At 72.4% G+C, this 21,653-nt stretch carries 17 protein-coding genes; 3 read left to right on the top strand and 14 right to left on the bottom strand.

Annotated features, from left to right (window positions below; translation table 11 throughout):
• Positions 1-120: 120 nt before the first annotated feature.
• Positions 121-1,203, bottom strand: coding sequence for an alpha/beta hydrolase (locus ABZ234_RS17795; protein WP_355012800.1), 1,083 nt, complete (start codon positions 1,201-1,203; stop codon positions 121-123).
• A gap of 289 nt (positions 1,204-1,492) precedes the next feature.
• On the bottom strand, positions 1,493-2,149 hold the full coding sequence (gene msrA / locus ABZ234_RS17790) for a peptide-methionine (S)-S-oxide reductase MsrA (protein ID WP_355012799.1): 657 nt from the start codon (positions 2,147-2,149) through the stop codon (positions 1,493-1,495).
• Between the two features lie 325 nt (positions 2,150-2,474).
• Here msrA and rarD point away from each other — a divergent pair, with 325 nt between their 5' ends.
• From rarD to ABZ234_RS17775, 3 genes are all read left to right on the top strand, one after another.
• On the top strand, positions 2,475-3,452 hold the full coding sequence (gene rarD / locus ABZ234_RS17785; RefSeq protein ID WP_355012798.1) for an EamA family transporter RarD: 978 nt from the start codon (positions 2,475-2,477) through the stop codon (positions 3,450-3,452).
• Between the two features lie 122 nt (positions 3,453-3,574).
• A complete protein-coding gene (locus ABZ234_RS17780; RefSeq protein WP_355012797.1) occupies positions 3,575-4,516 on the top strand; it encodes a flagellar associated protein in 942 nt (313 codons plus the stop codon).
• 208 nt (positions 4,517-4,724) lie between these two features.
• The gene (locus ABZ234_RS17775) at positions 4,725-5,858 is read left to right on the top strand and encodes a hypothetical protein (protein ID WP_355012796.1); all 1,134 of its coding nucleotides are present in this window, start codon (positions 4,725-4,727) and stop codon (positions 5,856-5,858) included.
• A 264-nt stretch (positions 5,859-6,122) separates the two neighbouring features.
• Here the strand turns inward: ABZ234_RS17775 and ABZ234_RS17770 are convergent, their stop codons facing one another.
• The 12 genes from ABZ234_RS17770 to ABZ234_RS17715 form a co-directional block, all read right to left on the bottom strand.
• Positions 6,123-7,127, bottom strand: coding sequence for a polyprenyl synthetase family protein (locus tag ABZ234_RS17770; RefSeq protein WP_267946782.1), 1,005 nt, complete (start codon positions 7,125-7,127; stop codon positions 6,123-6,125).
• Positions 7,128-7,344: 217 nt separating this feature from the next.
• Positions 7,345-8,985, bottom strand: coding sequence for an NADH-quinone oxidoreductase subunit NuoN (gene nuoN, locus ABZ234_RS17765; protein WP_267950532.1), 1,641 nt, complete (start codon positions 8,983-8,985; stop codon positions 7,345-7,347).
• Between the two features lie 8 nt (positions 8,986-8,993).
• Positions 8,994-10,652 carry an NADH-quinone oxidoreductase subunit M gene (locus ABZ234_RS17760; RefSeq protein ID WP_355012795.1) on the bottom strand — a complete coding sequence of 553 codons (1,659 nt, stop codon included), beginning with the start codon at positions 10,650-10,652 and terminating at the stop codon, positions 8,994-8,996.
• A gap of 3 nt (positions 10,653-10,655) precedes the next feature.
• Positions 10,656-12,599, bottom strand: a complete 1,944-nt coding sequence (gene nuoL / locus ABZ234_RS17755) for an NADH-quinone oxidoreductase subunit L (protein WP_355012803.1) — start codon at positions 12,597-12,599, stop codon at positions 10,656-10,658.
• Between the two features lie 14 nt (positions 12,600-12,613).
• On the bottom strand, positions 12,614-12,913 hold the full coding sequence (gene nuoK, locus ABZ234_RS17750; protein ID WP_013156051.1) for an NADH-quinone oxidoreductase subunit NuoK: 300 nt from the start codon (positions 12,911-12,913) through the stop codon (positions 12,614-12,616).
• The gene (locus tag ABZ234_RS17745; protein WP_344177240.1) at positions 12,901-13,836 is read right to left on the bottom strand and encodes an NADH-quinone oxidoreductase subunit J; all 936 of its coding nucleotides are present in this window, start codon (positions 13,834-13,836) and stop codon (positions 12,901-12,903) included. Before ABZ234_RS17745 ends, nuoK begins: the two co-directional genes overlap by 13 nt.
• A 50-nt stretch (positions 13,837-13,886) precedes the next feature.
• A complete protein-coding gene (nuoI, locus tag ABZ234_RS17740) occupies positions 13,887-14,438 on the bottom strand; it encodes an NADH-quinone oxidoreductase subunit NuoI (RefSeq protein WP_267946784.1) in 552 nt (183 codons plus the stop codon).
• Positions 14,431-15,798, bottom strand: coding sequence for an NADH-quinone oxidoreductase subunit NuoH (gene nuoH / locus ABZ234_RS17735; protein ID WP_355012794.1), 1,368 nt, complete (start codon positions 15,796-15,798; stop codon positions 14,431-14,433). The genes nuoI and nuoH overlap by 8 nt, the downstream gene beginning before the upstream one ends.
• A complete protein-coding gene (locus ABZ234_RS17730) occupies positions 15,795-18,275 on the bottom strand; it encodes an NADH-quinone oxidoreductase subunit G (RefSeq protein ID WP_355012793.1) in 2,481 nt (826 codons plus the stop codon). The genes nuoH and ABZ234_RS17730 overlap by 4 nt, the downstream gene beginning before the upstream one ends.
• Positions 18,272-19,591 (bottom strand): NADH-quinone oxidoreductase subunit NuoF, encoded by a 1,320-nt coding sequence (gene nuoF, locus ABZ234_RS17725; RefSeq protein WP_355012792.1) that lies wholly within the window; start codon positions 19,589-19,591, stop codon positions 18,272-18,274. The genes ABZ234_RS17730 and nuoF overlap by 4 nt, the downstream gene beginning before the upstream one ends.
• Positions 19,588-20,340, bottom strand: coding sequence for an NADH-quinone oxidoreductase subunit NuoE (nuoE, locus tag ABZ234_RS17720; RefSeq protein WP_344177196.1), 753 nt, complete (start codon positions 20,338-20,340; stop codon positions 19,588-19,590). The genes nuoF and nuoE overlap by 4 nt, the downstream gene beginning before the upstream one ends.
• Positions 20,337-21,632: an NADH-quinone oxidoreductase subunit D gene (locus tag ABZ234_RS17715; protein WP_267946789.1), complete on the bottom strand. Its 1,296-nt coding sequence runs from the start codon at positions 21,630-21,632 to the stop codon at positions 20,337-20,339. Before ABZ234_RS17715 ends, nuoE begins: the two co-directional genes overlap by 4 nt.
• Positions 21,633-21,653 lie beyond the last annotated feature (21 nt).

The following is a 21,653-nucleotide window of genomic DNA, read 5'->3' as shown; positions in this document are numbered from 1 at the left end:
CGACCGCCCCCGCTCGCCAACCACGGCCCCCGCGCCCCCGGGGGGGGGGGCGGGGCCCCGGGCGGCCGCACCGGTGCGGCCGCCCGGGCGACGTGCCGGAACACCGCCCCCGGGGCCGGGTCACCCGTCGAGGAAGCGAAGCAGCTCCGCGGTGACGAACTCGGGGTTCTCCTCGACGAGCCAGTGCCCCGCTCCCGGCACCTCCACCGCGCGCACGATGTCGGTCATGCGCGTGTCCACGGTGGCCCGGACCGGGTCGAGTTGCCCCTGGGCGGTCATGACCAGGGCCGGGACGTCGACCGGTTCCGCTTCCACGGTGTCGCGGACGTCCTCGTCGAGGGTGCGGTAGAGGTCGAAACCGCCGGAGAGGGCCTCGGGCCTGGCGTAGGTCCGCGCGTACTCGTCGATCTCGGCCTCGGTGAACGGGGACCGGTCCGAGGTGCCCCCGAACGCCGTCCCGTTGAAGGAGACCTGGGGGTAGAACAGCGCCAGGTAGTCGCGGACGTCGTCGCCGACCACCGTCTCGGGGATCTCGGGCTGGGAGTGGAAGGCGATGTGCCAGCTCATCGAGCGGTAGGCGGACGCGTCGATCCCGGGCCCGGGGAGCGGCAGGTCGAGGTAGCCGAGGCGTTCGGTGTCCTCGGGGAACTGGGCGGCGTACTGGAAGGCCACCGCGGCTCCGAGGTCGTGCCCGACGACGCCGGCGTCGACCACCCCGAGCTCGTCGGCGATCAGGGTGTGTACGTACCCGGCCAGAGTGGCTTTGTCGTAACCGGTCGGCGAACCGGCGCTGTCGCCCAGTCCGGGGAGGTCGACGGCGTAGACGGTGTGGTGCTCGGCGAGTTCCGGCATGATCGGCCACCAGCCGTACCAGGTCTGCGGCCAGCCGTGGATCAGCACCAACGGCGTGCCGCTGCCGCCGGTCACGTAGTGCATGCGGACCCCGTCGACGTCGGCGAACTCGTGCCGGAACGTGCCCTCGAACCCGGGGTCGCCCCGGGTGGCGGCCGCGTAGGGGGGAACCTCCTCCTCGGGGGCCGGCGTGGCGCAGGCCGCGGCGCCGACCATGAGCAGGAGGGCGAGCAGGAGGGCCACCGTCGCCCGCGCGGATCGGAGGAGGCTGCGCGGGGACGGCCGCGGGGTGGTTGCCGGTCCGGGGGCGCGGACGCCGTCCCCGGACGTGGTCGCTTGGTCGGTGCTCATGGGGGCTCTTTCTGTCGAGGTGCGCCCAGTCTCGACAGGATCTCCACTTATGGCACTGAAAATTGCGGTTCCGGCAAGTTGCCCCGGGGCGTGGGCAGGGGCGTACTCCACGCCGCGGAGAGGCGGGCGGCCGGGACCGCCGGCGTGCGCGGCCCCGGGACGGCGAGGCCCCTCACCCGGTCGCGGGCCGAGGCGGACACAGGGGCCCGGCCGCCGTCGCACGGCGGCCGGGCCCCGATCCCTCCGGCGCGGTCGGCCGCGCTCCTGCGGCCGAACCCGCCCCGGGCGGCTAGCCCACGACGCCGATGGGGCAGCTGGCGCCCGTGCCGCCGATGCCGCAGTACCCGTTGGGGTTCTTGGCGTCGGACAAATACTGCTGGTGGTACTCCTCGGCGAAGTAGAAGGCCTTGAGCGGCGCGATCTCGGTGGTGATCGGGCCGTACCCGGCGGCGGTCAGCACCGGCTGGAAGGCGTCGCGCGTGGCCTCGGCGACGGCCTTCTGCGCCTCGTCGTGGTAGTAGATCGCCGAGCGGTACTGGGTGCCGGTGTCGTTGCCCTGGCGCATCCCCTGGGTCGGGTCGTGGCCCTCCCAGAAGGCCTTGAGGACCTCCGCGTAGGTGATCCGCCCGGGGTTGAACACCACCCGCACGACCTCGGTGTGCCCGGTCAGGCCGGAGCAGACCTCCTCGTAGGTGGGGTTGGGCGTGTAACCGCCCGCGTAGCCGACCGCGGTGGTGACGATGCCGCGCTCGGCGCCGAGGCGCCAGAAGATCCGCTCGGCCCCCCAGAAGCAGCCCATCGCCACGTCGGCGATCTCGCTCCCCTCGGGGTAGGGCGGGGTGAGTGGCGTGCCGAGCACGGTGTGCACCGCGTGCACCGGCATCGGGGTGTCCCGGCCGGGCAGGGCACGCGCTGGGTCGACCATGGTCGCTTTTCTCCCGAACATGACTCCAGGCTATCCGCGGCGCGGGCGCGGCGCACGGCCCCGTTCCCTCCTGTGGACGACCCCGCCGCGACCGGGGCAGGCGGGCCCCTTCCGGCGGCGCGGAGGACTCCCCTCCGACCGGCCCCGCGCGGGCGCGCACCCCTCCCCGCCCGCGGCCCGGCGCCGAAGGTCTGCCCGGGCGGGCGGTCGATGGCGCCCCCGACCACCCCGACCACCCCGACCACCCCGACCACCCCGACCACTGGGAGCATGACCCGTCTCACGAGTCCGGGTATCGCCCGATATGAGGCAGACACGCCCGAGGATTCGTCCTACCATTGCGTACGTGCCGGAATCCAACCGCGGCGTCGCCCTCGGGGCAAGCGCCTTCCTCCTGTGGGGCTTCGCGGCCCTGTACTGGCCGTTCCTCTCCGCCTCCGAACCCAGCGAGATCCTCGCCCACCGCATGGTGTGGGCCCTGCTGGCGATGTGCGTCATCCTCCTGCTCGCCCGCCGGGGCTGGTCCTGGCTCCCCGCCGTGCTCCGCAGCCCCCGGCGCCTCCTGCCCGTCGCCGCCGCGGCCGTCCTGATCTCCCTCAACTGGTGGGGGTTCATCTACTCCGTCTCCGTGGAGCAGACCCTCCAGGCCTCCCTGGCGTACTTCATCAACCCCCTGATGTCGGTGTGCCTGGGGGTGCTGCTGTTCTCCGAGCGGCTGCGCACGGCCCAGTGGGTGGCGGTCGGCCTGGGCGTCCTCGCCGTGGCCGTGATGACGGTCGGCTACGGCGTGACGCCGTGGCTCGCGCTGCTCATGGCCTCCTCGTTCGCCGCGTACGGCGCGGTCAAGAAGTACGTCGACCTCGACGGGATGCAGAGCCTGACCGTCGAGACGCTGGTGATGTTCCTGCCGGCGCTGGGCTTCGTGGTCTACCTGGAGGCCACGGGGGCCGGGACCGCGTTCTCGGTGTCGCCCGCCCACACGGCGCTGCTGGTCGGCGGCGGGTTCGTGACCGCCCTGCCCCTGCTGCTCTTCGGCGTGGCCGCCCGCCAGGTGCCCCTGAGCATCATCGGCATGCTCCAGTACATCGCCCCGACCATGATGTTCTTCATCGGCTGGCTCGTCCAGGGCGAGGAGATGCCGCTCGCCCGCTGGATCGGCTTCGCCCTGGTCTGGTCGGCGCTGTGCGTGTTCGCCCTCGACCAGCTGAGCGGCGTCCGCTCGCGCTCCCGCGCACGGACCAGGGCCAGGCTGGACCTCATGGCGCAGGAGGCCGAACGGGAGAGGGAGCCCGAGAAGCACGCCCGACCGGACAACGAGGAGTGACCCGGACGGATTTCCCCGTTTCGGAGAACACAAACTACCCTGCGTGACACTGTGCTAACGTCAGGTCGCGAACCGGTCACCGTACCGGTTCCGACCAGGCAGCACGTCCCGGAGGGTCCCTCATGCCCCGCACCAGCCGAACGGCCCGCGCCATGCGCGTCGCCTCGGCCGCGTGCTCCATGAGCCCCTCCCTGCTCGGCCTGCCGCTCCTCGTGGGGGCGTTCCTCACCACCCTGTGGCTCTTCGGGGCCTCACCCGTCCACGCGGACGCCCTCGGCGGCGCCCTCGACGGGACCGGGGCCCTCGCGCGGACCGGGACGGGCGCGCTCACCGGGACCGGCGCCGCCCTCGGCGGCACCGGCGCGGACGCGCTGGGGAACGCCGGCGCGCTCGGGCTCGACCGCCCCGGCCCCCTCGACGAGGTCGTCCCGGAGCGGGTCGCCGAACCGGTCTCCCGGACCCTCGGCACCGTCCACCAGGGCCTGGGCCGCCAGGACGGGGACGACGCGGCCGGGCTCCTGGACGATCCCGGCTGGCCGGTGGACGAGCTCCGCGAAGGGGCCCGCCGGGTGGTCGGGGACCTCGACCGGACCCGTCGGGACACCGCCCAGAACCTCCTCTCCCCCGCCGTCGACGCCGTGTCCGGCGTCCAGGACGCCCCGGCCCCGGGTGGGGCCCGGGCCCGCGAGGGGGAGCCGGAATCCGCCGACCGCGCCCGTGGGCGGAACGGGCGCCATGACGCCCCGTCCGCCTCCGCCGGGACCCCCGGCGGGCACGGGCCCGTGTACGCCTTCGCACCGTCCGCCGCACCCGCCGTCGAGGTCCCCTCCGCCGAGGCGGACGGGGAGCCCGGCGACACCGGCGCCTCCTCCGCGACGGCGCCCTCCGCCCAGCTGGCCACCGGCTCCGCCGCGCCCGCGGGCGGCGCCGCCCCCGCGGTCGCCGGCTACCTCACGGCCCCGCCCGTCACCGCTCCCGCGGCCTCCGCCGTGCTCCTGGCCTCCCGCTCGCTGCACCCCGTGCCGAGCGGTCCCAGCGACGACCCCACCGTCTCCCCCGACTAGGGCGGTCCCACCGCGCGGTGTGCCTCTCCCGCGCGCGGACCGTTCCCAGCGCGGCGTCCCCGCCGCACCTCCTGGGAGCTGACCTGAGTCCCGTGCCGCCGTTCACGTGATTCATGTCAGCCGGTGGTCCACCTCCGGCCCAGGTCGTCGGCGCCCCGGGCGCACGGCTTCCACGAATGCACCGACCACAGCTTCCGGAAGGAATTCCATGACGCAGGCCAAGCGAATCTCAGCCAGGGCCGTCCTGCTCGCCGCGGGCACCGCGGGCTTCGTCGCCCTCGGCGCCGGGATCGCGGGCGCCGAGGGACTCGACTCCCCCGTCCGCGAGATCACGCCGCTCGTCGAGCGGGCCCTGGTGGAGGGCGTCGCCCCCACCGTGAACAGCCTGGCCCCCGGAGGGGTCGGCCCCATCGCGGGCACCGCCCTGTCCGAGCTCCAGGACAGCGCGCACAACCCGGACCGGCCCGCCCCCGACCTCTCCGCGCCGCTGCCCCGGGGCACGGACGTCGCCACCCCGGTCGGGACCGTCCCCAACCCCGTCCCCGCCCTGGCCGACACCGTGTCCGGCGCCCAGGACGCCACGGGGCTGGACGGGAACCCCCACGACACCGTCGGCCACACCGCGGGCGCCGTCGTGGAGGAGCGCGCCGTGGCGGCCGGGGGGGTGCTGGAGGACACCGCGCGGGGCGTCGGGTCCGAGGCCGAGGCGACCCTCGTCGAGGTGGTACCGCACACCGTGGAGGCCACCTACGCCCTGCGCGACCGGATCGAGCTGCCGGGCACGCGCGAACTCACCACGCTGCCGCAGGCCGCCGAGCTGCCCGACCCCTCGGACCTGACCGCCCTGACCGGGAACGGGAGCATCGTCCTGGACGAGGTCGTGGCCCCGCTGGGACGGGGCACCGTCCGGCAGAGCGCCCCCGTGGAGCCCCTGGCCGACCTGACCGACACCGTGTTCTCCGCCCCCGAGGGCACGACCGTCCTGGGGCTGGGCGGCCCGCTGGCCGACGCCGGCGTGCCCCGCATCACGGGCACCGGCATCGCCCCGGTGGACGAGGCGCTGCCGCAGGCCGCCGAGGCCCTGCCGCAGGCCGCCGAGGCGCTGCCCCGGACCGCCGCCGACATGGGCCTGCCCACCCTGGTGGAGGGCGCGAACACGGAGACCGCGGAGGAGCTCGTGGCGAGCCTGGGCCGGGGCACCGACCTGCTGAACGACATCGACACCAGCGACATCGTGTCGATCGACGGGGGGACCAAGGAGCAGGAGGTCCCCGCGAACATGGTCCAGCACCCGACCTTCACCCAGCTGCCGGGCTCCGAGGCGCTTCCCGTCATCAGCTAGCGGGCCGTCCGGGACGGTGACCGGTGCGACCCGAGGGGGACCTGCCCCGACGGACCAGGACCTGCGGACGGGCTCGACGCCCTGCGGGCCGCGGGTACGGGGGACGTTGCCGAGAGGGGCGGGTCTGGGAACCCCTCGGGCCACCGCGCCGCCCGACCGGACCGCTCGACCGCCGGCGCCGTCCCCTCCCGGGGCGGCGCCGCGCCGCGTCCGGCCTCCGATGGGGCCGGGGTCACGGGGAGGCGGCCGCCCGGCGCCCCGGTGTCAGCCGGAGCGCTCGACCACGTAGTCGCAGAGCGCCTCGAAGGCGTTCCTGGCCGGTCCCTCCGGGAGCGTGGCCAGCTCTCCGCGGGACTTGTCGGCCCAGCCCCTCAGGGTGGCCTCCGCCTCCGCCATGGCCGGGTGGACGCGCAGCAGCTTGAGCGCCTCCTCGGCCTCCTCGTCGCCCAGCGGGCGGCCGAGGAGCGACCGGAGCCGCGCGTCGGCGGGGTCCTGCGAGCGCAGCGCGTAGAACATCGGCAGGGTGAGCACGCCCTCGCGCAGGTCCGTGCCCGGCGTCTTGCCGGAGTCGGTGCTCTCGCTGGCGACGTCCAGGATGTCGTCGGAGAGCTGGAAGGCCATGCCGAGCGCGTCGCACGCCCGGGTGAGGGTCCCGATGGTCTCCGGGTCGACCTTGCCGAACATGCCGCCGAACTCCGCCGAGGAGGCGATGAGCGAGGCGGTCTTGTCGCTGATGACCCGCAGGTAGTGGTCCAGGGGGTCGGTGCCCTCGCTGGGTCCGGAGGTCTCCAGGATCTGGCCCTGGACGAGGCGGCCGAAGGTGACCGCCTGGAGCCGGACGGCCTCGGTGCCCAGGTCGGCGAGCATCTCGGAGGCCTTGGCGAACACGTAGTCGCCGGTGAGGATGGCGATGCTGTTGCCCCAGCGCTGGTTGGCGCTGGGCTCGCCCCGGCGCATCTCCGCCTCGTCCATGACGTCGTCGTGGTAGAGGGTGGCCACGTGGGTCAGCTCCACGACGGACGCGGCGGGGATGAGGTCGGGGACCGTGGGGTCGCCGAAGTGGGCCGCGAGGAGCACGAGGGTGGCCCGGAACCGCTTGCCGCCCGCGGCGAGCAGGTGGGACGCCGCCTCGGACAGCAGGGGGTCACTGGAGGCCACAGAGTCCCGGAGCAGGTCCTCGACCTTCTCGAGGTTGTCCTGGACCTCCCGGGCGAGGGTCGGGTCGACTCTCGGCAGAGCGAGAAACCCGCTCGGGACAGCACCGCTCACCGTAAAGCTCCACCTGTTGAACGGGCACGTCGGCGGCCTCTCGGGGAGACCCTCGGAAGGAGGCCCGGGGGCCGCCGCGTGCTCAGCACATGAACATGATCCGACTTGCCACGGTATCCGACCCGGAATGCTCAGCCAAAGCCACACCCGGGTACACGGCGGCCGGATCCGGATCACCCGGGTTTCACGGGCGATCCGGATCTCTGACCAGCGGTGTTCACCCGTCGGTGTCCGTGGAGGCCTGGTCCACCATGACGGCGACCGGTTCCGGGCCCGTCTCGGAGGACGGCAGCAGGTGGTCCAGCACCGGACCGGGGTACAGGCCGAGGAGCAGCGTGGCCGCCACCCCGATCGTGATGACCCCGCCGGTGGCCGCGCCCGCGCGCACCACGGTCGGGCCGTCGCCCTCCGGATCCCGGAAGAACATCACAACGATGATCCGCACGTAGAAGAACGCGGTCACCGCGCTGCTGAGCACGCCCACGACCACCAGGGGCGTGGCCCCGGCCGCGACGGCCGCCTCGAACACCGCGAACTTGCCGATGAAACCGCTGGTCAGCGGGATACCGGCGAAGGCCAGCAGGAACAGGGCGAGCGCACCGGCGAGCGCCGGGGAGCGGCGTCCGAGCCCGGCCCACCGCTCCAGGTCGCCGAGCTCCTGCCCGCCGTCCTTGGTGCGCACCAGGGTCACCACCGCGAACGCGCCCAGGGTCGTGAACCCGTAGGCCGCCAGGTAGAACATGGCGCCCGCGAGCCCGTCGGTGCTGTTGGCCACGACCGCCGTCAGGATGAACCCGGCGTGCACGACCGACGAGTACGCCAGCAGGCGCTTGATGTCCCGCTGGGTGACGGCGATGACCGCGGCGGCCACCATCGTCAGCACCGCGACCGCCCACAGCATCGGCTCCCAGCTGGCCGCCGAGGTGCCGAACGGCACGAAGAACACCCGCAGCAGGGCGCCGAACGCGGCGACCAGCGTGCAGGAGGCCATCAGCGCGGTGATGGGGGTCGGGGCGCCCTGGTAGACGTCGGGCTTCCAGTTGTGGAAGGGGACGGCGCCGACCTTGAACAGCAGTCCGATGGCGACGAGGCCGATGCCCATCAGCAGGAGCGGTTCGCCGTCGCCCCCCTCGCCCTGGAAGATCTCGGCCCCGCCGGCCTCCACGGCCGCCCTGATCGTGCCGAAGTTCACCGATCCGGCGTACCCGTAGACGAGGGCGATGCCGAACAGGAAGAACGCCGACGAGAACGCGCCGAGCAGGAAGTACTTGACCGCGGCCTCCTGGGAGAACAGGCGCCGCCGCCTCGCGAGCCCGCACAGCAGGTACAGCGGGAGGCTCATGACCTCCAGGGCGATGAACATCGTCAGGAAGTCGTTCGAGGCGGGGAACATCAGCATCCCCAGCACGGCGAACATGACCAGCGGGTACACCTCGGTGTGCTGGGAGCCCGCCAGGATGTGCGCGCGCTCCTCCTCGCTGCCGGGGACGGTGGCGGCCTGGGCGGCGAACGCGTCCCGGCCGTCCCGGTTCTCGGCGATGAGCAGCAGGCTGATCAGCGCGAGCACGGTGATGGTGCCCTGGAAGAAGATCACCGTCCGGTCCACGGCGAGCACGCCGGCGGCGACGGTCACCCCGGCCTGGCCCTCGGGGAGGGTGCCGATCTGGAGCACGAGCAGCACGAACGCGGCCAGCAGCGCGAGCGCCGCCAGCCCGATCTGGAGGCGGCGCCTGCGCCTGGCCGGCACGAACGCCTCGAACAGCACGCCCAGGACGCCCGCCGCGAACAGCGTGAGCAGCGGGGCGAGCAGCCACCAGTTGATCTCCGGCGGTCCCTCGGTGACGACGGGGAGGTCCATGTGGGGGATCACTCCTCGCCTCCTTCCTCAGAGGCCCCGTCCGCCCCGGCGCCCGCGGTGTCGGCGGTCCCGACCTCCACGGTGCGCTCGACGGCGGGGTTGATCACGTTGAGCAGGGGCTGGGGGTAGAGGCCGAACGCGATGATGAGCGCGAGCAGCGGGGCGACCGCCCACATCTCGCGCCCGGACAGGTCCCGCAGTCCGGACAGCCGGGCCGGGGTCTCGCCGGTCATGGTGCGCTGGTACATCCACAGGATGTAGAGCGCGGCCAGGACGACGCCGGACGCGGCGATGACCGCGGGGGCGGGGTGGAACGCGTACACCCCGACGAACACGAGGAACTCGCTGACGAACGGGGCGAGGCCGGGCAGCGCCAGGCCCGCGAGGCCGGCGACCAGGAACACCCCGGCGAGCTTGGGCGCGACCTTCTGGACGCCGCCGTAGTCCTCGATGAGCGACGACCCGCGCCGCGCGACGAGGAAGCCCACGACGAGGAACAGCGCGCCGGTCGCGAACCCGTGGTTGACCATGTAGAGGGCGGCTCCGGCCTGCGCCTGCGGCGTCAGGGCGAAGATGCCCAGGGTGATGAACCCGAAGTGGGACACGGACGTGTACGCGACCAGGCGCATCATGTCGCTCTGCCCGATGGCGAGGATCGCGCCGTAGACGATGCTCACCAGGCTCAGTGCGACCACCGGCCACACGAACCACGAGACCGCGGACGGGAACAGCTCCAGGCAGTAGCGGAGCATGCCGTAGGTGCCGACCTTGTCGAGCACGCCGACGAGCAGCACGGCGGTGCCGGGGCGCGAGGCCCCCGCCGCCGAGGGCAGCCAGGTGTGCACGGGCCACATCGGCGCCTTGATGGCGAAGGCGATGAAGAAGCCGAGGAAGAGCCACCGCGCGGTGCCCGGGTCGACCGCCGCGAGGGCGCTGCCCTCGCCCACGAGGTCGGTCCACAGGAAGGTCCCGCCGATGACGTACACGCCGATCACCGCGACCAGCATGATCAGCCCGCCGGCGAGGCTGTACAGCAGGAACTTGACGGCCGCCTTGGCCCTGTCCTCACCTCGCCCGTACCGGCCGATCATGAAGTAGACCGGGATGAGCATGGCCTCGAAGAACACGTAGAACAGGAACACGTCGGTGGCCGCGAAGACACCGATCATCATGGCTTCGAGCACCAGGATGAGCGCGAAGTAGCCGCGTCCGCCGTCCTCCCTGTCCTCGTTCTCGTTCCAGGCCGCGAGGATGACGAGCGGCACCAGGACCGCCGACATCAGGATCAGCGTCAGCGCGATCCCGTCGACGCCGAGCGCGAAGTGGACGCCGAAGCGCGGGATCCAGGGGTAGACCTCCTCGAACTGGAGGCCGCCCGCCGCGGACGTGTCGAACCTCAGCGCCATGGCGGCGAGGACGACGAGGGTGAGCACCGAGAAGCCGAGCGCGACCCGCTTGGCGGTCCCGGCGGGCGACCCGGCGGCCCCCGCGGCGGTGGCCGCCGGGGCCCTGGTGGCCGTGGCCGTGGCGGCCCCGGCCGTGGCCGCGGCGCCCGCGGAGGCCTCCGCGGGGGCGGCGGCCTGTGACGTCTTCACGCGCGGCAGCGCCCAGATGACGGCCGCGCCGATCACGGGGAGCGCGATCGCGATAGTGAGCCAGGGGATCATTGTCTAGAACCTCACAGCCAGCGTCGCGGCGACGATGACGGCGCCGAGGAGCATCGTGAGCGCGTACGTCCGGGCGAAGCCGGTCTGCGCCCTGCCCAGTCCGCGGGAGGAGTCGCGCACACCCGTGCCGAGCCCGTTGACCGCGCCGTCGATGATCTTGTCCTCGACCACGAGCAGGACCTTGGTCAGGACCTGTCCGGGCCGCATCAGCAGGCCTTCGTTGATCTGGTTTCCGTACAGCTCCTCACGCGCGAAGGCGGTGACGAGGTTGGCCTCGGGCGCGGTCCTCGCCACCGGCCTGCGCAGGTAGACCACCCAGGCGAGGGCCACGCCGCCCGCCATCACGGCCAGGGCCGCGATCCCGTAGGGGGCGGTGAACGCGTGCGCCACGTCGAAGTGGTGCGGGTGGGCCCCGATGCTCGGGGCCAGGAAGTTCGCGAACCGGTCGCCGAGGGTCATGAACGCGCCCAGGGCGACGGAGCCGATCGCCAGCACCACCATGGGAGCGGTCATGCTGACCGGCGACTCGTGCGGGTGCACGCCCTCCTCCCAGCGCTTCTCGCCGAAGAAGGTCATGAAGACCATCCGCGACATGTAGAAGGCGGTGAGCGCGGCGCCGACGATGACGGCGGTGCCGAGGACCAGGCCCCGGGTGCCGCCGACGCCGAAGGCCGCGGAGATGATGCTCTCCTTGGTCCACCAGCCGGACAGCAGCGGGAACCCGATGATGGCGAGGTAGCCGAGGCCGAAGGTCGCGAACGTGACCGGCATGGCCTTGCGGAGCGCCCCGTACCGGCGCATGTCCACGCCGTCGTTCATGGCGTGCATGACCGATCCGGCGCCGAGGAACAGCCCGGCCTTGAAGAAGCCGTGCGTGACCAGGTGGGCGATGGCGGCCACGTAGCCGACGGGGCCGAGCCCGGCGGCGAGGACCATCATACCGATCTGGCTCATCGTGGACCCGGCGAGGGACTTCTTGATGTCGTCCTTGGCCGAGGCGATGATCCCGCCCGCGATCATGGTCGCGGCGCCCACGACGGTGACGACCGTCTGGGCGACGGGCGCGGCCTCGAAGACGGGCCCGGCGCGCACGATGAGGTACACGCCCGCGGTGACCATGGTGGCCGCGTGGATGAGCGCGGACACCGGGGTGGGGCCCTCCATGGCGTCGAGGAGCCAGGCCTGGAGGGGGAGCTGCGCGGACTTGCCGCACGCGCCGAGGAGCAGCAGCAGCCCGACGGCGAGCAGGACGCCGTCGCCGGCCCCGGGGACGGCCGCGAACACGTCGCTGAAGCTGACCGCGCCCAGCGCCGTGAACATGATCATGATGGCGACCAGCAGGCCGATGTCGCCGACCCGGTTGATCAGGAACGCCTTCTTGGCGGCGGTGGCCGCGGTCGGCTTGTACTGCCAGAACCCGATGAGCAGGTAGGACGCGAGGCCGACGCCCTCCCAGCCGAGGAACAGCAGGACGAAGTTGTCCGCGAGCACCAGCACGAGCATGGCGGCGACGAACAGGTTGAGGTAGGCGAAGAACCGCCGTTTGCCGGGGTCCTCGGACATGTAGCCGAGGGAGTAGATGTGGATCAGGGAGCCGACGAAGGTGATCAGCAGGACGAAGCTGATCGAGAGCGGGTCGACCAGGAGGTCCACCCCGGCGGAGAAGTCGCCGACGGCGAACCACTGGTAGACGGGGACGGCGACGCTGCGGGCGTCGGCGCCCCGGCCCAGGAGGTCGAACAGGGCCAGGAGCGCCCAGGCGAAGGCGGCGACCGGGAGGGCCGTGGCCAGCCAGGGCCCCCACTTGTCGGTTCGCCTCCCCCCGAGCAGCAGGATCGCCGCGCCCGCGAGCGGCAGGGCGATCAGCAGCCAGGCGTTCGACAGCACCGCGCTGTCGGCGGCGGTCGCCACCGCGGGTTCGGCGGCGAGGTACGCGTGAGATGTCACTGCCACGTCGCCTTCTAGTGCTTGAGCAGGTTCGCGTCATCGAGCGACGCGGACCTGCGGGTTCGGAAGATCTGCATGATGATCGCGAGGCCGACCACCACCTCGGCGGCGGCGACGACCATCACGAAGAACGCGATGACCTGGCCCTCGATGTCCCCGTGCATCCGGGCGAACGCGACGAACGCCAGGTTGCAGGCGTTGAGCATGAGCTCCACGCACATGAAGACGATGATCGCGTTGCGCCGGACGAGTACGCCGACGGCGCCGATGGTGAACAGCAGCGCCGCGAGGACGATGTAGTTCATCGGGTCCACGAGGACTCGACCTCCTGCCCGTTGCCGTTGCTGTTCTCGGTGCCGCCGGTCCCGTCGGCGCCGTCGTCCGGGTCGCCGCCGGGGCCCTCGCCGGTGTCGGAGACGGGCTCGCCCTCCTTGGCGGAGGCCGGGTCCGAGGCCCCGCCGGGCAGCGCGGGGCTGCCGGTGCGGACGTCGGCGGGCACCCGCGACTGGTACTCGGGGTCGCGGGCGGTGAGCACCGGGTTGAGGGAGAGCTTGGAGACCGTGCCGTCCGGCAGCAGCGCGGGCATGTCGATCGCGTTGTGCCGGGCGTAGGTGCCCGGTCCGGGCAGCGGGGTCGGGTGGTCGCCGCGGATGCGGTCCTCGGAGATCTCCCGCTGGGTGCGCCGCTTCTTCGTGCGGGCGGTGTGCGCGAGCACCATGGCGCCGAGGACGGCGGTGATGAGCAGCGCGCCGGTGGCCTCGAAGGCGACCACGTAGCGCAGGAGCAGCTCGCCCGCGATCCACGGGATGGTGCCCCCGGCGGCCGCCGCCCCGGCGCCCAGCCCGACCGGGTCGCCCACGGAGATGCGGGTGATGCCGGTGGCCAGGGCGCCCACGAAGGCGAGCGCGACGACGGCGGTCATGATCCGCTGTCCGCTGAGCGTCTCCACGAGGGAGTCGGCCGAGCTGACGCCGATGAGCATCAGCACGAACAGGAACAGCATGAGGACGGCGCCGGTGTAGACGACGATCTGGACGACCATCAGGAACGGCGCCGCGTTGATGCCGTAGAAGATGGCCAGGCCGACCATGGTCAGCGCCATGGACATGGCCGAGTGGACGGCCTTGCGCGAGAAGACCACGCCGAGGGCGCCCAGGAGGACGACCGCGCCGAGGATCCAGAACGCGGTGGCCTCCCCGCCCGTGATGGGCGCGGCGAGGTACAGCGGGGCGTCCACGGGCGCGTCGAGCGGGACGTTGACGCCGTGGTGGGTCGTGGAGAGCGGGTTCAACGGACCCCCTCCGCACTCTCCGCCGGGGCGCCCTGCGTCCCGTGCTGGCCGCGCCCGGTGGCGTAGTAGTCCTGCTCGGTGTCGCCGAGGCGCATCGGGTGGGGCGGCTGCTCCATGCCCTCCTTGAGGGGGGCGAGCAGCTGCTCCTTCGTCCAGATCAGGCTCTGCCTGCTGGTGTCGGCCAGCTCGTACTCGTTGGTCATCGTGAGGGCGCGCGTGGGGCACGCCTCCACGCACAGCCCGCACAGGATGCAGCGCAGGTAGTTGATCTGGTAGATGCGGCCGTAGCGCTCGCCGGGCGAGTACCTGTCGTCGTCGCTGTTGTCACCGGCCTCCACGTAGATGGCGTCGGCCGGGCAGGCCCAGGCGCACAGTTCGCACCCGATGCACTTCTCCAGGCCGTCGGCCCACCTGTTCAGCTGGTGTCGGCCGTGGAAGCGCGGCGCCGTGGGGCGCTTGACCTCCGGGTATTCGACCGTCGGCACCTTCTTGAACATGGTGTGGAAGGTGACGCCGAATCCTTTGACGGGGTTGAGCCACTCAAGCACCGGAAACCTCCTCACCCTTCTTGTTGCTCTCGGCGGCGACCGGGGCCGTCCGCGGCGGTTCGGCGAGCACGCTGCTGCCGTAGTGCGGGGCGGTGCTCGGCGGCACCGGGAACCCGCCGAAGGCGGGGTCCTTGTGGGCGCGGCGCCGGCTCTCGGCCCGCAGGCGCGCCTCCTCGGCGCGTTCGCGGCGGGCGGAGCGCGCCCAGGCGGCGAACGCCCCGATCGTCGCGGCGGAGAACCCGGCGACCACGAGGCCGATGACGATCGGCGACGCGCCGTCCAGGACGAGCATCCGGACGACGGCGACGGCGGTGATCCACACCAGCTGGATGGGGATGAGCACCTTCCAGCCGAGCTTCATCAGCTGGTCGTAGCGCACCCGGGGGAGGCTGCCGCGCGCCCAGATGAACAGGAACATGACGCACAGGAACTTGAGCAGCCACCACAGGGCGGGCCACCAGCCCTCGTTGGCGCCGGGCAGGATCGCGCTGACCCCGGGCGGGGCGAGCCAGCCGCCGAGGAAGAGCGTGACGGACACGGCCGCGACCGTGCACATGTTCACGTACTCCGCGAGGAAGAACATCGTGAACTTCATGGACCCGTACTCGGTCATGAAGCCGCCGACGATCTCGCCCTCGCCCTCCGCGAGGTCGAAGGGCAGCCGGTTGGTCTCGCCGACCATCGTCACCAGGTAGATGAGGAAGGACGGCAGGAGCAGCACGGCGAACCAGAGCCCGCGCTGGGACTCGACGATCCCCGACGTGGTGAGGGTGCCGGACATGATGAAGACCGCGACGAAGGACAGGCCCATCGCGATCTCGTAGCTGATCACCTGGGCGGAGGCCCGCAGGCCGCCGAGCAGGGCGTACGGCGACTGGGACGCCCAGCCGCCGAGCACGAACCCGTACACGCCGAGCGCCGCGGTGGCCAGGACGACCAGGGCGGCGATGGGCAGGTCGGTGAGCTGGAGCGGGGTGGTGACCCCGAACATGTTCACCTCGGGCCCGATCGGGATGACCGAGAACGCGATGAACGCGGGCACGGCCGCGATCATCGGCGCGGCGATGTAGACGAACCGGTCCACCCCGCGCGGGATCAGGTCCTCCTTGAGGGAGAGCTTGATGCCGTCGAACAGGGACTGGAGGAGGCCGAAGGGGCCCATCCGGTTGGGTCCGTGGCGCTGCTGCATGCGGCCCATGACCTTGCGGTCGGCCATGATCATCATCAGCACGCAGAGCATGAGGAAGACGAAGATCGCCAGGGCCTTGATCGTGGTGATCCACCACGGGTCGTTGCCGAAGGCGCCCAGGGTCTCCTCCGAGGCGAGCTGGAGGGCGCCCGTGTGGACGGCGGGGCTCACTGCTGCCTCCCGGCGGTGTGGTGGGACGCGCCCGCGGATTCGGGCGCGGACAGGATGACCGTGTCCCCGGCGCCGCTGCCGAGGTCGCGTCGGACGACGCAGCCGCGGGCGTTGGCCGGGAGCCAGACGACGCGGTCGGCGATGTCGGCGACGACGACCGGGACGGTGACGGAGCCGTGGGCGCCGGTGACGCCGAGCATCCCGCCGTCGGGGACCCCGACCTCGTCCGCGGTGGTCCTGGACAGGTAGGCGCGGGGCGGCCTGGCGGTGCCGGCGAGGAACGGCTCGCCGTCCTCCATGCGCCCGGTGCCGAGCAGCTGCCGCCAGGTGGACAGGACGGCCTGCCCGGCCTCCGGCTCGGGGACGGCGACCGGCCGGGTGGAGGGGCCGGAGGGCCGGTTCCCCGTCCACAGGCCCAGTTCGAGCAGTTCGCGGTAGGCGGACGCGGCGTCGGGCAGGCCGAGGTGCACGTCCATGCCGTCCGCGACGGCGGAGAGGACCCGCAGGTCGGAGAGGGCTCCGGGGACCTTGAGCGCGTCGCCGAAGGGCCGGTGGCGGCCCTCCCAGTTGACGAAGGTGCCGGACTTCTCCGCGACGGCGGCGACGGGGAGGACCACGTCGGCGCGGTCGGTGACCTCGCTCGCGCGCAGTTCGAGGCTGACGATGAACGGCACCCTGGCCAGGGCCGCGCGGGCGGCGTCCGGGTCGGGCAGGTCGTCCAGCTCGACCCCGGCGACGACCAGGGCGTCGAGCTCCCCGGCCGCGGCGGCGGCGATGATCGCGGCGGTGTCGCGGCCCGGGCGCTCGGGCAGGGACCCGACGTTCCAGGCGCGGGCGACCTCGGCGCGGGCGGCGGGGTCGGCCACGGGGCGTCCGCCGGGCAGCAGGCCCGGCAGCGCTCCGGCGTCGACGGCGCCGCGCTCCCCGGCCCGGCGCGGCACCCAGACGAGCCGGGCCCCGGTGCGGCGGGACAGTGCGGCGGCGGCGGTGAGCGCCCCGGGGACGGCGGCGAGCCGCTCCCCGACGGCGATGACCGCGCCCTCCCGACCGATGGCCTCCACGACCTCGGGGTGGTCGACGTCGAGGGCGTTGAGGACGCGGCCCTCGTCGCCGGGCACGGCGCGGACGAGCGTGCCGTCGGTCTTGGTCAGGCCCAGGCTGGCGTGCGAGGCGACCGAGAAGACCTTCAGCTTGCGCTTGCGGGCGCCCTTGCGCAGGCGCAGGAACGTGGAGGGCGACTCGTCCTCCGGCTCGAACCCGGCCAGGAGCACGGCGGGCGCCTTCTCCAGGGCGGTGAAGTCCACGCCGACGGGGGTTCCCGCGACGTGGGCGGCCAGGAACGCGGCCTCCTCCTCGGAGTGGTCGCGCGCGCGCATGTCCACGTCGTTGGTGCCGAGGGCGACCCGCGCGAACTTGGCGTAGGCGTAGGCGTCCTCGTAGGTGAGGCGGCCCCCGGTGAGCACACCGACCCGGCCGCGCGCGGCGGCCAGGCCCTGCCCGGCGAGGGTGATCGCCTCGGACCAGGACGCGAACTCCAGGGCCTTGGTCTCCTCGTCGCGGACGAGGGGGCGGGTGAGGCGGTCGGGCTGGGTGGCGTAGGTGAACGCCCACCGGCCCTTGTCGCAGTTCCACTCCTCGTTGACCTGCGGATCGTCCCCGGCCAGGCGGCGGGTGACCTTGCCCCGGCGGTGGTCGGTGCGCTGGGCGCAGCCCCCGGCGCAGTGCTCGCACACGCTGGGGGTGGAGACCAGGTCGAAGGGCCGTGACCGGAACCGGTAGGCGGAGCCGGTCAGGGCGCCCACCGGGCAGATCTGCACGGTGTTGCCGCTGAAGTAGGAGTTGAAGGCCTCGCCGTCGGCGATGCCGACCTGCTCCTGGGCCCCGCGCTCCATCAGCTCGATGAGCGGGTCCCCGGCGATCTGCGCGGCGAACCGGGTGCAGCGGGCGCACTGGATGCAGCGCTCCCGGTCGAGCAGCACCCCGGTGGACAGCGGGATCGGTTTGGGGAAGGTGCGCTTGACGTCGACGAAGCGCGTCTCGCCCCGCCCCGTGGACACGGCCTGGTTCTGGAGGGGGCACTCGCCGCCCTTGTCGCAGACCGGGCAGTCCAGCGGGTGGTTGATGAGCAGGAACTCCATGATCCCGCGCTGGGCCTTCTCCGCCACCGGGGAGGTGAGGTGGGTGTTGACCACCATCCCCTCCATGACGGTGATGGTGCAGGAGGCCTGCGGCTTGGGCATGCCGCGGCCGTTGCCCATGTCGGGGATCTCGACCAGGCACTGGCGGCAGGCGCCGACCGGGTCGAGGAGCGGGTGGTCGCAGAACCTCGGGATCTGGATGCCGAGGAGTTCGGCGGCCCGGATCAGGAGGGTGCCCTTGGGCACCTGGATCCGGAACCCGTCGATGGTGACGGTGATCAGGTCCTCGGGCGGCGGCGCCGGCGCCGATCCGCCGGAGGAGTTGGAGGTGACGGTCACTGGTTTCCTCCCGTCGCGGCCGGGCGGTCGCCCCACAGGGTGGACTTGGCGTGGTCGAACGGGCAGCCGCCCTGTTCGACGTGGTCGATGTACTCCTGGCGGAAGTGCTTGATGGAGGACATGACCGGGCTGGTCGCTCCGTCGCCGAGGGCGCAGAACGAGCGGCCGAGCAGGTTGTCGCAGATGTCGAGGAGCTTGTCGAGGTCGGCCTCGGTGCCCTCGCCGCGCTCGATGCGGTCCAGGACCTGGACCATCCAGTAGTTGCCCTCGCGGCAGGGCGTGCACTTGCCGCAGGACTCGTGCGCGTAGAAGGCGATCCACCGGCCGACGGCGCGGACCACGCAGGTGGTCTCGTCGAAGACCTGGAGCGCCCGGGTGCCGAGCATGGACCCGGCCGCCCCGACCGACTCGAAGTCGAGCGGGGTGTCCAGGTGCTGGTCGGTGAAGATGGGCGTGGAGGAGCCGCCGGGGGTCCAGAACTTGAGGCTGTGCCCGGCCCGCACCCCTCCGGCCATGTCGAGGAGTTCGCGCAGGGTGATCCCGAGCGGCGCCTCGTACTGGCCTGGCCGGGTGACGTGCCCGGACAGGGAGAAGAAGCCGAAGCCGGCGGACTTCTCGGTGCCCATGGACGTGAACCACTCGGCGCCGTTGGCGACGATGCCGGGGACGCTGGCGATGGACTCGACGTTGTTGACCACGGTGGGCGAGGCGTAGAGCCCGGCCACGGCGGGGAACGGCGGCTTGAGCCGGGGCTGGCCCCGGTAGCCCTCCAGGGAGTCCAGGAGGGCGGTCTCCTCGCCGCAGATGTAGGCGCCCGCCCCGGCGTGGACGACGACGTCGAGGTCGAAGCCGCTGCCGAGGATGTCCCGGCCGAGCAGTCCGGCCTCGTAGGCGTCGGCGACGGCCTTGCGCAGGCGGCGGATGACGTGGACGACCTCGCCGCGCACGTAGATGAAGGCCTGGTTGGACCTGATCGCGTACGACGCGATCGCCACGCCCTCCACCAGCACGTGCGGGTTGGCGAGCATGAGCGGGATGTCCTTGCAGGTGCCCGGCTCGGACTCGTCGGCGTTGACGACGAGGTAGCGCGGGTTGGGGTTGTCCTTGGGCAGGAACCCCCACTTCATCCCGGTGGGGAACCCGGCGCCGCCGCGGCCGCGCAGGCCGGACTGCTTGACCAGGTCCACGATGGCGTCGGGTTCCATGGCCAGGGCCTTGCGCAGCGCGTCGTAGCCGCCGGTGGCCTGGTACCCGTCGAGGGTGAAGGAGTCGGTGCGGTCCCAGTTGCGGGACAGGATCGGGGTCAGGGTGGTCATTTGGCGCCCTCCTCACCCTGGTCGCGGGCGGGAAGGTTCGCGGGGTCGGGCGCGGTCCAGCCGTTGCGCCGGGCCACGTCGAGTCCGGCGAGCGAGGCGCCCGCCGCCTGGACGCCCTCGCCGGCGCGGCCGTCGTCGAACCCGGCGAGCACGCGGGAGGCCTGCTTCCAGGTGCACAGGCTCGCGGGGCCGCGCGTGGGGGCGACGTCGTTGCCGAGCCGCAGGTCGTCGACCAGCCGCTTGGCGGTGTCGGGCGTCTGGTTGTCGAAGAACTCCCAGTTGACCATCACGACGGGGGCGAAGTCGCAGGCCGCGTTGCACTCCAGGTGCTCCAGCGTGACCTTGCCGTCCTCGGTGGTCCCGTTGTGGCCGACCCCGAGGTGGTCCTTGAGGGACGCGAAGATCTCGTCACCCCCCATGACGGCGCACAGGGTGTTGGTGCACACGCCCACCTGGTAGTCGCCGCCGGGGCGGCGGCGGTACATGGTGTAGAACGTGGCGACCGCGTTGACCTCGGCGAGGGTGATGCCGAGCTGGTCGGCGCAGAAGCGCATCCCGGCCGTGCTCACGTGCCCCTCCTCGGACTGCACCAGGTGCAGCAGGGGGAGCAGGGCGGAGCGCTGCCGGGGGTAGCGGGCGATGATCTCCTTGGCGTCCGGTTCCAGACGGGCCGTGACCTCGTCGGGGAACCTCTCGCGCACGACCTGCGCGCTGTCCGCGCTGTCGGGTGTGGTGTCGTTCTGGTTCACCGGTCCACGCCTCCCATCACCGGGTCGATACTGGCCACGGCCGCGATCACGTCCGCCACCGTGCCGCCCTCGCACATGGCGGCGACGGCCTGGAGGTGCGTGAACGAGGGGTCGCGGAAGTGCACGCGGTGGGGGCGGGTGCCCCCGTCGCTGACGGCGTAGCAGCCGAGTTCGCCCTTGGCGCTCTCGACGGCCGCGTAGGCCTGGCCGGCGGGCACCCGGAAGCCCTCGGTGACCAGCTTGAAGTGGTGGATCAGGGCTTCCATGGAGCTGCTCATGATGTGCGCGATGTGGTCGGGCGAGTTGCCCAGCCCGTCGGGGCCGAGGGCCAGCTTGGCGGGCCAGCCGATCTTGGCGTCCTGGATCATCACCGGGCCGGGACCGAGCTTGTCCAGGCACTGCTCGATGATCTTCAGGCTCTCCTCCATCTCGGCGATGCGCACCCGATAGCGGGCGTACACGTCGCCGCCGTCGGAGACGGGGACGTCGAACTCGTAGCCCTCGTAGCCGCAGTAGGGCTTGGACTTGCGCAGGTCGAACGCGAGTCCGGAGGCGCGCAGCAGCGGCCCGGTGACGCCGAGCGCCATGCAGCCGGGCAGGTTGAGGTAGGCGACGTCCTTGGTGCGGGCGAGGTAGACGGGGTTCTCGTCCAGGAGCTTGCGCATGATCTGGATGCGCTTGGGCATCTCCTTGAGCAGCTCCCGGACCTGGCCGACCGCGCCGGGCGGCAGGTCCTGCGCCACGCCGCCGGGGCGGACGTAGGCGTGGTTCATCCTCAGGCCGGTGACCAGCTCGAAGATGTCCAGGATCATCTCGCGCTCACGGAACCCGTTGGTCATGACCGTGGTCGCGCCGAGTTCCATGCCGAACGTCGCCATCGCCACGAAGTGGGAGGCCATCCGGTTGAGCTCCATCATCATCACGCGGATGACGCTGGCGCGCTCGGGGACGCGCTCGGTGATGCCGAGCAGCTTCTCGACCGCCAGGCAGTACGCCGTCTCGTTGAAGAGCGGCGTCAGGTAGTCCATGCGGGTGACGAACGTGGTGCCCTGCGTCCACGTCCGGTACTCCATGTTCTTCTCGATACCGGTGTGCAGGTAGCCGATGGCGACGCGTGCCTCGGTGCAGGTCTCACCGTCCAGGGTGAGGATCAGGCGGAGGACGCCGTGGGTGGACGGGTGCTGGGGGCCCATGTTGACGACGAGGCGTTCGGCGCTGGTGGCCTGCGCCTTCTCGATGACGTCGTCCCAGTCCCCGCCGGAGGCGTCGATGTAGTCCTCGGTGACGGTCATGCCGTGCCTCCCTTCGTGGCT

Origin of the sequence: Nocardiopsis sp. NPDC006198 (genome assembly GCF_040613895.1) — a bacterium.
Lineage (GTDB): Bacteria > Actinomycetota > Actinomycetes > Streptosporangiales > Streptosporangiaceae > Nocardiopsis > Nocardiopsis tropica.
This window is presented reverse-complemented; position numbering and strand designations above follow the sequence as displayed.

Coding starts and splice junctions, on each gene's coding strand:
- ABZ234_RS17795 (WP_355012800.1), bottom strand. CDS start 1,203: ATGAGCACCGACCAAGCGACCACGTCCGGGGACGGCGTCCGCGCCCCC.
- msrA (WP_355012799.1), bottom strand. CDS start 2,149: ATGTTCGGGAGAAAAGCGACCATGGTCGACCCAGCGCGTGCCCTGCCC.
- ABZ234_RS17780 (WP_355012797.1), top strand. CDS start 3,575: ATGCCCCGCACCAGCCGAACGGCCCGCGCCATGCGCGTCGCCTCGGCC.
- ABZ234_RS17775 (WP_355012796.1), top strand. CDS start 4,725: ATGACGCAGGCCAAGCGAATCTCAGCCAGGGCCGTCCTGCTCGCCGCG.
- nuoN (WP_267950532.1), bottom strand. CDS start 8,985: ATGGACCTCCCCGTCGTCACCGAGGGACCGCCGGAGATCAACTGGTGG.
- ABZ234_RS17760 (WP_355012795.1), bottom strand. CDS start 10,652: ATGATCCCCTGGCTCACTATCGCGATCGCGCTCCCCGTGATCGGCGCG.
- nuoF (WP_355012792.1), bottom strand. CDS start 19,591: ATGACCACCCTGACCCCGATCCTGTCCCGCAACTGGGACCGCACCGAC.
- ABZ234_RS17715 (WP_267946789.1), bottom strand. CDS start 21,632: ATGACCGTCACCGAGGACTACATCGACGCCTCCGGCGGGGACTGGGAC.